This is a genomic window from Streptomyces sp. BR123 (assembly GCF_013401435.1).
GTDB lineage: Bacteria > Actinomycetota > Actinomycetes > Streptomycetales > Streptomycetaceae > Streptomyces.
Window position 1 is genome coordinate 1 of record NZ_JACBGN010000213.1, and the last position, 12,646, is coordinate 12,646.

At 74.3% G+C, this 12,646-nt stretch carries 10 protein-coding genes; 1 reads left to right on the forward strand and 9 read right to left on the reverse strand.

Going from position 1 to position 12,646, the window contains the following annotated elements:
* From HYE82_RS26500 to HYE82_RS26515, 4 genes are all read right to left on the reverse strand, one after another.
* The coding region (locus tag HYE82_RS26500) for an MFS transporter (RefSeq protein ID WP_179176675.1) at positions 1-614 on the reverse strand (614 nt) is incomplete at its 3' end.
* Positions 615-616: 2 nt separating this feature from the next.
* A complete protein-coding gene (locus HYE82_RS26505) occupies positions 617-1,738 on the reverse strand; it encodes a cupin domain-containing protein (protein ID WP_179176676.1) in 1,122 nt (373 codons plus the stop codon).
* Positions 1,735-2,991 (reverse strand): hypothetical protein, encoded by a 1,257-nt coding sequence (locus tag HYE82_RS26510; RefSeq protein WP_179176677.1) that lies wholly within the window; start codon positions 2,989-2,991, stop codon positions 1,735-1,737. The genes HYE82_RS26505 and HYE82_RS26510 overlap by 4 nt, the downstream gene beginning before the upstream one ends.
* 841 nt (positions 2,992-3,832) lie before the next feature.
* Positions 3,833-4,999: a helix-turn-helix transcriptional regulator gene (locus tag HYE82_RS26515; RefSeq protein WP_179176678.1), complete on the reverse strand. Its 1,167-nt coding sequence runs from the start codon at positions 4,997-4,999 to the stop codon at positions 3,833-3,835.
* Positions 5,000-5,327: 328 nt separating this feature from the next.
* Here HYE82_RS26515 and HYE82_RS26520 point away from each other — a divergent pair, with 328 nt between their 5' ends.
* Positions 5,328-5,603, forward strand: coding sequence for a hypothetical protein (locus HYE82_RS26520; protein ID WP_179176679.1), 276 nt, complete (start codon positions 5,328-5,330; stop codon positions 5,601-5,603).
* Positions 5,604-6,042: 439 nt separating this feature from the next.
* Here the strand turns inward: HYE82_RS26520 and metK are convergent, their stop codons facing one another.
* From metK to HYE82_RS26545, 5 genes are all read right to left on the reverse strand, one after another.
* Positions 6,043-7,269, reverse strand: coding sequence for a methionine adenosyltransferase (gene metK, locus HYE82_RS26525; protein ID WP_179176680.1), 1,227 nt, complete (start codon positions 7,267-7,269; stop codon positions 6,043-6,045).
* Positions 7,270-7,296: 27 nt separating this feature from the next.
* Positions 7,297-7,851 (reverse strand): NADPH-dependent FMN reductase, encoded by a 555-nt coding sequence (locus HYE82_RS26530; protein WP_179176681.1) that lies wholly within the window; start codon positions 7,849-7,851, stop codon positions 7,297-7,299.
* 10 nt (positions 7,852-7,861) lie between these two features.
* A complete protein-coding gene (locus HYE82_RS26535) occupies positions 7,862-8,788 on the reverse strand; it encodes an LLM class flavin-dependent oxidoreductase (protein ID WP_179176682.1) in 927 nt (308 codons plus the stop codon).
* The gene (locus HYE82_RS26540) at positions 8,785-10,080 is read right to left on the reverse strand and encodes an LLM class flavin-dependent oxidoreductase (protein ID WP_179176683.1); all 1,296 of its coding nucleotides are present in this window, start codon (positions 10,078-10,080) and stop codon (positions 8,785-8,787) included. The genes HYE82_RS26535 and HYE82_RS26540 overlap by 4 nt, the downstream gene beginning before the upstream one ends.
* A gap of 30 nt (positions 10,081-10,110) precedes the next feature.
* On the reverse strand, positions 10,111-12,646 hold a 2,536-nt coding region (locus tag HYE82_RS26545), incomplete at its 5' end, for a condensation domain-containing protein (protein ID WP_179176684.1).

Consider the following 12,646-nt stretch of genomic DNA (forward strand, 5'->3'; position numbering starts at 1 on the left):
AGACAGGGGGTGTGGAGGCGGGCCAGGCGCAGCAGCAGCACGAGGTTGACGGCGAACGAGGCGACGTCGATCCACAGGACCCAGGTGAAGCCGACCGTGCCCATCAGCACGCCGGCCAGGGCGGGGCCGAGGAGGAACGCGACGTCGGCGACGAGGGAGAGCAGGCCGTTGGCGTCCTGCAGCCGGTCCTCGGGGACGAGTTCGGGAGTCAGGCCGATCTGCGCCGGGTTGTAGAGGGCGGTTCCGACGCCGTAGAGGGCCGCCGACACGCACAGGTGCCAGCTTGCGACGGGCAGCAGTCCGGCGAAGAGGAGGGCGAGGGCGCCCTGGGCGGCGATGCGCAGGACGTCCGCGCCGATCATCACCTTGATCCGGTCGTGCCGGTCGGCGATGCGGCCGCCGGCGGCGACCATGAGGAAGCGGGCGCCCCACAGGGACAGCAGTACCCAGGTGATGCCCGCGGCGGAGCCGGACACCTGGTAGGCGGCCAGCGAGAACGCCACGGGGACGGCGGCGTCGCCGAGCTTGGAGACGGCGTTGCCGGCGAAGAACGTCGCGAAGCGGCGTTCGCGCAGGATCGCCGTCTTGTCCTTGAGCCGCACGGTGGTGGACACGGTCACCCTTCGCAGATGAGGAAGTCGTTGCGCGCACCGAAGCGGATGAAGGTGCGCAGGTCGGCGGCCGGGAGGTCGCTCCGGTCGACGAGTTCGGGCCAGGTGAGGGCGCCGCCGCGGGAGAGCAGGGCGATCGTCGCTGCCAGCCGGTGGTCGAGGCGGATCCGGCGGCCCATCGTGGTGACGACGAGGCCGTCGTCGGTGGTGCGGACGTGCGGGGGGAAGCGGCTGGCCCAGCGGATGCGGGTCGATTCGTCCACCTCGCCGGTCAGGGCGTTGCGCAGGGAGGCGCCCGCACGGCGGTCGGGGCGCATCGCCAGGCGTGCGGCCATCCAGGCGGGGTCGGGCTCCGGGGCGGGGGTGCCGAGGAGCTCGCCCGCCGCGCGCGTCTCGTCGCGCAGGTCGGCGTACGGTTCGTAGCCGACGGTGAGGTGCACGGTGAGCTCGCCGGTGCCGGAGACGCAGTGGGCGGTGCCGCGCGGCACGGACAGGCACATGCCCGGTTCGAGGATCCGGTCGAGGCTGTCGGGGGCGAGGTCGCGGGAGCGGGCGCCGACGCGGGTGTCGACCTGCCAGCGTTTGCGGCCGAGGAGTTGCAGGATCAGCGCGTCGTGGTCGTCGGAGTGGACGTCGAACGCGGAGGTGTCGCCGGCGGTGATGTAGCAGTTGATCCAGGCGCGGGCGTGGAGCTGGTACTCCAGGGCCTCGCACAGGAGCATGACGTGCTCGTCGAGGGCTTCGAGGTGGCTGATGACGAGCGTGGCACCGCGTTCGACCGCGCTGTGGAGGTAGACGGGGACGAGGGCGGTGTGCAGGACCTCGCCGTCGCCGACGCGGGAGCGCATCCAGCGGCTGCGGTCGATCTGGCGGCCGGACTCGACGAGGCGGAAGTTGGTGGCGAGCGCGCCGGGGCGGGCGAGGGCGGACCACACGCCGGCCAGGAGGGCGTCGGTGGCGTCGGCCGGCCCTGCGGCCGGTTCGTGGAGGCGGACGCCGGAGGCGGGGGGAAGGGTGGTCGGCTGGGGAGGGCCGCCTGCCGGGTCGGCCGGGCTGCCGGGGCCCGCGGGGGCGCCGAGGGCGGTGAGGATGCGCTCCGCGTGGGCGTAGGCGTCGAAGCCGGTCATGCGGGGATCACCGCCCCGAGCGCGTGGAGGCCGCGGGCCAGGCAGGCGCGGTCCGTGTCGTCGAGGGGCTGCGGGAGCTCCCCGGCGAGGCCGCGGAGGGTGAAGGGCTCCGCGGAGTGGGTGGCCCGCTCCAGGGCGGTGAAGTCGAGTCCGTCGCGCACGGGCAGCGGGCGGCCGCGTACGACGAGAGCGGCCCCGGCGGCGGAGCGGACGGCGGCGACGGCGCCGGGAAACGCCCAGCGGAGCAGGTCGGTGTCGTGCGGGTCGTCCGCGGGCAGGGCGGCGGGGTGGGGGCGGCTGAGGTGGCCGCTGGTGCGCAGGCGGAGCTGGCCGAGGGCGATTTCCGCGGCGACGCGGTCGGCGAGGGGGACGCCGGTACCGGTGGCGGGGTGGTCCTGCAGGAGGGCCCGGGCGAGCCCGGCGACCTGTGCGCCGGTGGGGTAGGCGGCGAGGGAGGGGAGGTCGTCCGCGCGGGCGGCGCGCCACAGGGCCTCGGTGACCAGGGCGCGTCCCTTCACCGGGTAGAGGGTGAGGCCGAGGAACGCGGAGGGGCCGAGGTTCCGGAAGACGTGGTACGTGTCCTGCGGTATGCACAGGAAGTCGCCGGGCCGGAGGAGGAACCGCTCGGCCGTTTCCAGATGCGGCTCGATGTCGAAGGTGATGCGCCCGAAGGACGGGCTGGGGGTGATCCCCGAGTCGTCGAAGGGGTTGTCCTGCCAGACCCAGACCTCCTTCGGGGACGGGCCGAGGTGGAAGATGAGCGACGGCTCGGAGTCCTTGTGGATGCCGAAAGGGGTCCAGCCGGAGTCCGCGACGAACGTGTAGACGTCCGTCCCGGAGGGGAGTTCGTGGATCCCCTCGGCGACGATCTCGCGGAGGAGGGCGGCGACCCATTCGGCGAGCGGCAGGCTCCAGGACGCGATGTCGTTCACGGCGAGGCACTCCTCGCGGCTGTCCGCGGTACGGGCGAGCCAGTCGACGGCGCTCTCGCCCGGGCCGAGGGGGGTGCCGAGGAAACGCTTCGTCAGCCGGTAGTCGAAGGCACCGGGCCGAAACGCCCGGAGCCGCAGGTCACCGGGGGCTGCCGTGGTCGCGGTACGCAGGCCGTCGTCGATGAGCGCGGCGATGCGGCCGGGGTCGGTCACGAGGGAGGACAGGAAGAACGTGCCGACGAAGTCGGGGGCCTGGGCGGCCGCAAACGCTTTCCACTTCGTCGCGTCGATCGTCGTCGTCCCACTGGTCTGTCTGCTCATGAAGTCACCGCCGTCCGGAAAAAGCCGAGGGAATACAGGCCTACGCGGCCGGTGTCGGGTCGGACTACCGGCCGCGTGAAGCGCGGGTGGCCTCAGTGGCCGACGTCCTGGCGCGGGCCGAATTCGGCCTCGAAGTCGAAGTTTTCATCCTCGATGATCTCCATGGCCAGGTTCTGCTCGTTCTCCATGACAACCATTCCTTTGCGGTGAGGGGTGTGCTGAAGGTGTTGTTCGGTGCAGTCTTCCGGGTGGGGATTCCGGAAGGGGGCCGTCAGGCGCTGCCCGACTGCCTGTCGCACAGGACTCCGGGAGACCCGTCAGGCGGCTTGCGCCGGCCCGTGGAGGGGCGCGGACGGATTCAGTGGCCGACGTCCTGGCGCGGGCTGAATTCGGCCTCGAAGTCGAAGTTCTCGTCCTCGACGATCTCCATGGCGAGGTTCTGCTCGTTCTCCATGAGAACCATTCCTTTCCGGGGTGTGAGGTGAGGTGCACCGGGAGGTGTTCCGGGGCGCGAATCCCTTCCGAGAACATTTTTTCCGGAAGGGCCGTCAGGCGCCTTGCGGCTGCCTGCCGTTCGTTCTGAAAAGAATCCTGGCATATCCCGGAAGAGTTTGTCTGCGTTCTCGTTTGGCAGGGAATTCGCCTGGCATCTTTGTGTCATGCGGTGATGGGCCCCGTGCCCCACCGGTTCCCCGCGCACCACCGATGCGTCGTGCGCGGGCTGTCCCCAGGTCGGGAGACCTTCTCCGTGGGTGCGGACCCGGACCTCGGCAGGCCGAGGTCGGAGCGCCGCGAGCGGTGCACACGGTCGCCCCGTCACCCGTGGGTGACGGGGCGGCCGTTACAGCAGGCCCCGGCGGACGGCCTGCTGGCCCAGCTGGAAACGGCTGTGGGTTCCGAAGCGGGCCGAGAGGCGGGAGATCATGCGGCGTTCGCTGCGCAGGGACACACCGAGTTTGCGGGCGACCGCCTCGTCGGTGAGGCCGTCCGCGAGGAGGCGCAGCAGGGCCCGTTCCTGCGCGGAGAACTCGGTGTCGGCAGCAGGCCCGGCGCCGAAGGGTGTGCCGTCGTCCCACAGGTGGGAGAAGAGTGCACGCAGCCCGGTCAGAGCACCGGGCTCCCGGATGACGACAGCGCAGGGCACCGCGGCGGAGCCGGAAGCGGAGGACGCACCCGGGAGGGAGGCCGCCGACGCCGGGGCACCGCCGGGGCCCGGGCCGGAGCCTTGGCCGGGGGCAGGGTCGGGGCCCGGGCCGGAGGCCTGGTCGGGGGCGGAGGCCCGGTCGGAGGCGGGGGCGGAGAGGACGGCGAGTTCGTCGTCGGCGATGCGCAGGTGCAGCGGCAGCGAGGGCACCGTGCGGATCTCGGCGCCGGCGTCGGCCAGCGCACGCATCCCCCGGCGCCGTTCCGGGACGCCGGCCGTGCTGTCGAGGTGGAGGATCCGGACGCGGACACCGGCGGCAAGCCGGTGCGCGTGCAAGGGCACGTCCACGTCCCAGCAGGTGCCCGGACCCGTGCCGGTGGGAGCGAGGACGGACAGGCCGGCGCCGGCCCGCAGCGAGAAGTCCTCCAGGCAGCGACGCACCGCCTCCGCCCCGGTGACACGCTCGACGGCTCCGGCCACGCTCTCCCGCCCGAGGGCGGCGTAATCGGCGAGGAACTCGGTGATGGCGGCGCGACCGGCGTCCAGCTCCAGCCGGCTGCGGCGGAGCTCGTCCTCACGGCGCGCCAGCAGAGCCTCCAGACCCGCCTGGGGCGGAACCGGTCGACCCGCCTCGAATCCCCCACCGGTACCGGGAGCAGGGTGGGCACCGGCGGGTGCGTCGGTGTCGGCGTCGGCACCGGAGCGCAGCAGGGCCAGGTCCGCCAACCGGTCCAGAGCGGCGGCAACCTGCTGCCGGCCGGTCCCCAGCGCACCGGCCAGGGCCTCCACCCCCCAGTCCGGATGCTCCAGCATCAGCCGGTAGACGGCCTCCGTCACGGCGTCGAGTCCGAGAACCCGCAACATCAGTGCTCCCCCAGTGATTCGTGATGGGTCGTCGGATCGGCCAGGCCGCGGGAGGGCCGCCGACGGGTAACGGGCATGTGGCGTCGAGCACGTGCGACCGCGCCTGCCACGTGACCCCGAGCGGTCACGTCCGAGCCGGGACGTGACGCCGGGCGGTCGTCACCGCGCCGCGGATGCGGCGCCGTGCGGTCGCTCCCCTGCCGGAGACGACACCCCTGCCTCACAGCCGGACGGGGGACGCGGCCCCGTGGGGCACGTCCGTGTCGTGGCACGGACGTGCCCGGTCGCATCCCTGTCGGGGGTCGCCCCGCTGCGGCACAATCGGCACGTGCACCTCGTCGAGTTCTCCCTCACCAAACCACCGAACGCCCCGGACGTGTCCGCGGATGCGCTGCTCGGCGCACTCTGGGCCGGGTGCGAGCACGGTGACGGGGTGGAACACCTCAGGGTGCACGCCGCGCGCTCCGGCGCACGCGGCGTGGCGTTCCTGCTCGCACCGAGCGGGGCGAGCGCGATCGAGCAGTGCCGCACCATGTGCCTGCGCGCGCTCACCCGGTCCGGTCACCTCACCGGCTGGGCCCTGGCGCGGCCGGCCGCCGTCTGAGCGACGGTCTCGCGGCAGGCGCGGCCGAGGAGCGCCGCACCGTGCCCCGCAGGGGCGCGGGCCGGTCGACCGCGGCCCTGGACCGACACCGGAAAATGCCCGGAACGCCGGTCCGGCCTCTCCGGTGACGGAGAACCGCACCCGCACGCCTGCCGACGCGCCGGGCACTGCCGACCGCCACGGCGGGCCGCATCCCGGGCTGCTCCCCTTCCGGTGGTCGCGCATGGCCGCACGTCCCGGCCGTCGTCGCCGCGTCGCCGCCGCACGGCGCCGGGTCGCACCGCCTCCCGCAGGGCCCCCGCCGCCCGTCCGTGCGGACGGGCGGCCGTCGGTTCTGCGGCCGTGGTCGTCCCGCAGGCGAAGCCCCAGCGGTCTCGCCGCCCTCCCCCGCGGGAGGGCGGCGAGACCCCGGGCTGCCCGGAACGGGAGGGCGACCGGGTCAGACGAGGCCCGCCGCGGCGCGCAGGGCCTCGACGCGGTCCGTGCGCTCCCAGGTGAAGTCCTGGTCCTGGCGGCCGAAGTGGCCGTAGGCGGCGGTCCGGGCGTAGATCGGGCGGAGCAGGTCGAGGTCGCGGATGATCGCGGCCGGGCGGAGGTCGAACACCTCCGTGATGGCCCGGCTGATGCGGTCGCGGGAGGTCGTCTCGGTGCCGAAGGTCTCGACGAAGAGGCCGACGGGCTCGGCCTTTCCGATGGCGTACGCGACCTGCACCTCGCAGCGCGAGGCCAGGCCGGCGGCGACCACGTTCTTGGCGACCCAGCGCATCGCGTACGCGGCGGAGCGGTCGACCTTCGACGGGTCCTTGCCGGAGAACGCGCCGCCGCCGTGGCGGGCCATGCCGCCGTACGTGTCGATGATGATCTTGCGGCCGGTCAGGCCGGCGTCGCCCATCGGGCCGCCGATCTCGAAGCGGCCGGTCGGGTTGACCAGCAGGCGGTAGCCGTCGGTGTCCAGCTTGATGCCGTCCTCGGCGAGCTCCTTGAGGACGTGTTCGACGACGAACTCGCGGACGTCGGGCGTGAGCAGCGAGTCCAGGTCGATGTCGGAGGCGTGCTGCGAGGAGACCACGACCGTGTCGAGGCGGACGGCCTCGTCGCCGTCGTACTCGATGGTGACCTGGGTCTTGCCGTCGGGGCGCAGGTACGGGATGGTCCCGTTCTTGCGGACCTCGGTCAGGCGGCGGGAGAGCCGGTGGGCGAGGTGGATCGGGAGGGGCATCAGCTCGGGCGTCTCGTCGCAGGCGTAGCCGAACATCAGGCCCTGGTCGCCGGCGCCCTGCCGGTCCAGGTCGTCGGCCTCGTCACCTGCGGCGGTGCCCTCGACGCGCTGCTCGTACGCGGTGTCGACGCCCTGCGCGATGTCCGGGGACTGCGCGCCGATGGACACCGACACGCCGCAGGATGCGCCGTCGAAGCCCTTCTTCGAGGAGTCGTAGCCGATCTCGAGGATCTTGTCGCGGACGAGCTGCGCGATCGGCGCGTACGCCTTGGTGGTGACCTCGCCGGCCACGTGGACGAGGCCGGTGGTGATCAGTGTCTCCACGGCCACGCGGGAGGCCGGGTCCTGCGCCAGGAGGGCGTCCAGGATGGTGTCGCTGATCTGGTCGGCGATCTTGTCGGGGTGCCCCTCGGTGACGGACTCCGAGGTGAACAGGCGGCGGGACATGTCTCTCCAGGGTGCGGGTTGGCAGGGTCAGATGGCGGCCGGGGCCAGCATGCGGGCGCCGAGCAGCAGTTCGCCGACGGCGCGGTCGATGCGGGCGGCCAGCTGCTGCGGCGGCTCGGCGGCGGTCAGTTCCGAGCGCTGCGCGATGACCTGGGTGGGCACGGCCCAGCCGCCCAGGGAACGGACGACGGCGCGCAGGTGGTCGCAGGCGGCCGCGCCCGGGTGGAGGGTGCCGCCGGTGGCGGCCACCAGCACCGGCTTGTCGCGCAGCGCCGCGCGCGGTGCGTGGTCGAGGAGGTTCTTCAGGGCGCCGGAGTAGCTGCCGTGCTGGACCGGCGTGACCAGGACGACGGCCCGGGCGTCCGCGAGGCGGTCGGCCAGGTGGCGGACGCCGGGGTCCCGGGCGAGGGCGCCGCCGGTGTAGGCGTCGGCGTCCAGGCCCGGCATCCGCAGCAGGCTCCGGTCCAGGTCGGACACGACGGCGCCGAGGTCGCGCAGTTCGATCCGGCGGCGGATGAGTCCGGCCAGGCGGGCGCAGGTGGACGCGGCCGCCGTGCTGCCGGTCAGGATGAGCGTCTCCATGGGGCGCCCGTCAGGACGCCGCGGCGACGAGGCGGCCGGCCGGGTGGGCGAGGCCGAGGCGGTCGCGCAGCGTCGTGCCGGGGGCGTGCGGGGCGCGGAGCAGGCCGCGGCGGCGCAGCTCTTCGGCGGTCGTGGTGAGGAACCGGTCGTCGGGTGCGGTGAGCGGGACGACGAACCCGTCGGTGAGCTGCCCGGTGCACCACTCGGCGATCTCGTCGGCTCCGGCACCCGCGGGCAGGGTGAGGGCGACCTTGACGGCGTCCGCGTCGCGGCTGGCGTCGAGGGCGTCCTGCCGGACGCGGGCGCGGATCCGGCCGGCCTCGGCCGGGTCGTCGGTCTCCAGCAGGAGGAGGTCCGCTCCGGCGGCGAGCGAGGGGTCGGTGACGGCGGTCACCGGGTGGCCCTGGGGCGGGCGGGCGACGTTCAGCGGGCCGGCGACCGTGTAGTGCTCGCCGGTGTGGTCGAGCCGGTGGAGGCCGTCGAGCCGCCAGTAGACGCCCCCCGCGCGGTCGTGCAGGAAGGCGTCCGCGTCGAAGCTCTCCCACAGGCCCTTGACGACGTGGAGGTACTCGGCCGCGGCGGCGGTGCCCGGGCCGGTGCCGGTCGCGCACCAGCCGGACCGGCCGTGGCTGAGGTGGTCCAGGGACGCGGTGATCCGCGCGAGGTGGTAGGGCGCGAGGCCGCCGGGCGGGGTGGCCGGCAGCAGGCCGATGTGCTCGGTCGCGGCGGCCAGGGCCGCGGCGGCGGTGGTGCCCTCGAAGGCGGCCGGCGCCTCGGCGGTGCCGTCGCCGAGCAGCAGGGCGTCGAGGCCGGCGCGTTCGGCGGCGTACGCGAGGGCCTTCAGACCGCGCAGGTCCAGCAGGGCCCCGCCCGCGGTGCGGGGGGCGACGGCCGCGACGAGCAGCGGGGCGGGGGCGGTGTTCTGGCCGGAGGTCACGCGGCACCTGCCTTCTGGGAGCGTACGGGGAGGTCCAGGCCGAGGTTCTCGCGCAGGGTGGTGCCCTCGTAGGCGGTCCGGTACAGGCCGCGGCGCTGGAGTTCGGGGACGACGTGGTCGACGAAGGCGTCGGCCGAGCCGGGGAGGTAGGGGAAGTCGATGTTGAAGCCGTCCGCGCCGCCCTGCGTGAACCACGACTCCATGTGGTCGGCGATCTGCTCGGGCGTGCCGGCGATCACGTCGCCCATCAGGCGCAGGGCGAGGCCGCGGATCGACAGGTTCTCGCGGCGGGCGAGGCCGATCAGACGCTCGGTGGTGCTCTGGGACTGGTTGGTGTACGGGATGTCGGGGACGGGTCCGTCGACGGGGTGGCCGGTCAGGTCGAAGCCGAGGAAGTCCTGCAGGGTGCGCAGGGCGACGTGGTCGGGCACGAGGTCCTGGAGTTCGGCGAGGATGGCGCGGGCCTCGGCCTCGGTGCCGGCGATGATCGGGGCGAGGGTCGGCCAGACCAGGACCTTCTGCGGGTCGCGGCCGTGCCGGGCGACACGGGCCTTGAGGTCGGTGTAGAAGTCCTGGGCGTCGGCGAGCCGGTTGTGGCGGGTGAAGATGACCTCGGCGTGGCGGGCCGCGAACTCGCGGCCGACCGGGGAGGACCCGGCCTGGATGATGACGGGCCGGCCCTGCGGCGGGCGGGCCACGTCGAGCGGCCCGGTGACGTCGAAGTGTTCGCCGCGGTGGTGGAGGGGGGTGCCCGGAAGGCCGTCGCGGGTGTCGGCGCCGGCGTCCCACAGCTGCTTGACGACGTCGATGAACTCCTCGGCGCGCTCGTAGCGCCGTCCGTGTTCGAGGTGGTCGGCGCGGCCGAAGTTGACGGACTCCCAGGGCGCGGCGGAGGTCACGACGTTCCACGCGGCACGGCCGCCGCTGAGGTGGTCGAGCGAGGCGTAGCGGCGGGCGATGTGGTGCGGCTCGTTGTACGTGGTGGTGGCGGTGGCGGCCAGGCCGATGTGCTCGGTGGCGGCCGCGTAGGCGGCGAGCAGCGTCAGCGGCTCGAAGTGCTCGGCGCGCGAGGTGTGGCACAGCGAGTCCAGGTGGGTGCCCCACACGGCGACGATGTCCGCGATGAACACGGCGTCGAACAGGCCGCGTTCCAGGGTCCGCGCGTTGCGGACGTGGAAGTCGAGGTCGAGCTGGGCGTCGGCCTGGGTGGCGGGGTGGCGCCAGGCGGCGACGTGGCCGCCGGGGCCGTCGATGATGCCGGCGAGGGTGATCCGTCTGCGGGGTCGTGACATGGAAGGGCCTCCTTGGGGCCGGGGGGTCGGTCAGGTCCTGGCGGCGGACGCCAGGATGCGGGCGAGGACGCGCACGTTGTCGCCGGTCAGCATGGTCACGTGGTTGCCGGGCACGATCCGGATGGCGAGGTCCTCGCAGTGGTCCTCCCAGCCGAGGCCCGGGCGGCCGTGGAAGCGGTCCGACTCGTCGTAGTCGGTGCCGCGGCCGAAGCCGGTGTCGCCGGCCCGCAGGACCGCCACGGGCCCGTGGTACGGCAGGGGCCGGTACCGCTGGACGGCTTCGACGCTGTCGGTCATCAGGGCGACCGGGTCGCCGCCGCCGTCGCCGCGGACCCAGTCGGCGATCTGGGCGAGCTCGGCGAGGTAGGCGTCGGCGTCGGCGGGCTCGTCGGTGCTGCCCTGCGCCGGGCCGTCGGCGGTCCTCGCCTCGGCCTCGGCACCCGCCCCGGTGTCCGCGCGGTTCTCGGCGACGGCGCGCAGCCGGGAGGCGAACGAGCCCTCGGCCTCGGCGTCGGTGACCTCGCCGTCGGGGGCGCCGGCGTCGATCATCACCACCAGGGGCGGCTGCCAGCCGTCGGCGGCGATCCGCTGGGCGATCTCGTAGGCGATGACTCCGCCTCCGGAGAAGCCGCCGAGCACCACCCGCCGGCCGCTCTCCAGGACCGGAAGCAGAGCCTCGTGGTAGATCGCGGCGAGCTGTTCGGTCGTCAGGTGCTCGGGCTGGGCCTGGTCGACGCGCGGGTCGCGGATGCCGGTGAGGGCCTCGGGACCGGGGTAGCTCTGGGCGAGCTGGGCGTAGCAGGCGACCTGCCCGCCCGGGGGGTGGACCAGGTAGAGGGTTCCGGCGTCCGGGTCGGCGGCCTCGCGCAGCGGTACGAGCACGCCCCGCTCGCCGGCGGCGGGACCGTCGGCCAGCAGGCGGGCCAGGGCCCCGGCGGTGGGGTGGGCGAGCAGGTCGTCCAGGCGCAGGGTGCGGCCGGTGCGTTCGGCGATCTCGCGCAGCAGCTTCATGGCGAGCAGCGAGTGGCCGCCGGCCTCGAAGAAGTGGTCGCCGGGTGCGACGTCCCCGGTGCCGAGGACGGCCTGCCAGGCGTCGCGCAGGAGCTGGGTGTCGGGGCCCTCGGGCCAGGAGGCGCCGTCGTCGCCGTCGCGGTCGCGTTCGGGCCGGTCGGCCATCTTGGGCAGGGCGTCGTCGGGCAGGGTCTCCAGGAGGTCGGCGACGGTGGTGAGGTCGTCGCCGGTCACGGGGAGCTCGCGCAGCAGCCGGGCGCACAGCTCGACGAGGGTGGCGGCGTCGGCGTCGGCCAGGCGGGACCGGTCGTGGACGGCGGCCAGCACCAGGCTGCCGTCCGTGTCGCGGTAGGCGAGGAGGGCGACCGGGAAGGCGGTCTCCGAACCGGCGGCGTCGGGGAGTTCGACGCGGATGCCCTGGGCGGCGAGGTCGTCTTCCAGGCCGTCCTGTGAGCGGGGGTAGTTCTCCAGGACGAGGAGGCTCTCGACGAGCTTCTCGCCGGCTCCGCGGCCGCTCCACTCGTGGATCTGGCCGGTGGAGACCCACTCGTAGGAGGCCATGTCCAGGGCCTGGTCGCGCAGGGTGGCGAGCAGGCCGGGGACGGTGGCCGCGGGGTCGACCTCGATGGTCATGGGCAGGGAGTTCATCAGCAGGCCGGGGAGGCGTTCGACGCCGTCGAGCGGGATGCCGCGCCCGGAGACGGTCACTCCGAAGCCGACCCGGACGGGCCCGGCGGCGCCGCAGGCGCGGCTGAGCAGCAGGGCCCAGGCGGTGTTGAGCGCGCTGCTCTCGGTGGCGGCGTGGGAGGCGGCCCAGCGGCGCAGGCGCTCGGCCTCGGCCGGCGCCAGCCGGGTCTGGGCGCGGCCGGAGCCGTGCTGTCCGGTCGGTTCGCCCGGCAGGGCGGGGCGTACGGCGAGCGGTCCCGCGGGGACGGCTGCGGACCAGTACTCGCGGGCCGGGCCGGTGTCCTGGGCGTGCAGCCAGCGCGAGTAGTCGCGGATGTCGGGGCGGCGCGTGCCGGTCTCGGGCAGGGTGCCGCCGGCCAGGTAGGCGCGGTAGAACTGCTGGATCAGCAGGGAGACGCTCCAGCCGTCCAGCAGGACGTGGTGGAAGGTCAGCAGGACGCGGGTGGACGCGGTTCCCGTGTCGCCGGGGGCGGCCTCGTCGAACAGGGTGGCGCGCAGCAGGCCGGGGCGGCGCAGGTCGAAGCCGCGCAGCCGGTCGCGTTCGAGCAGGTCGTCCCAGTCGTCGCTGCCGTGCGCGAGGCGGACGACCTCGGGGCGGACGTCCTCGTGCAGGACGAGCCGCGGCTCGGCCTGCCAGTCGAAGGCGGTGCGCAGGACGGCCTCGCGTGCGAAGACGGCCTCCCAGGCCGCGGTGAAGCGGTCGGTGTCCAGCGGTCCGTGCCAGCGCCAGTGGAGCTGTTCGACGTAGCGGCCGGTGCCCTGGTGGGCCAGGGCGTCGAGGAGCAGGCCGTGCTGCTGTGCGGTGACGGGGACGCTCTCGCGCTGCGGTCCGGCCGGGGTCGGGCGGCCGGTACGGGCGGGCCGGGCG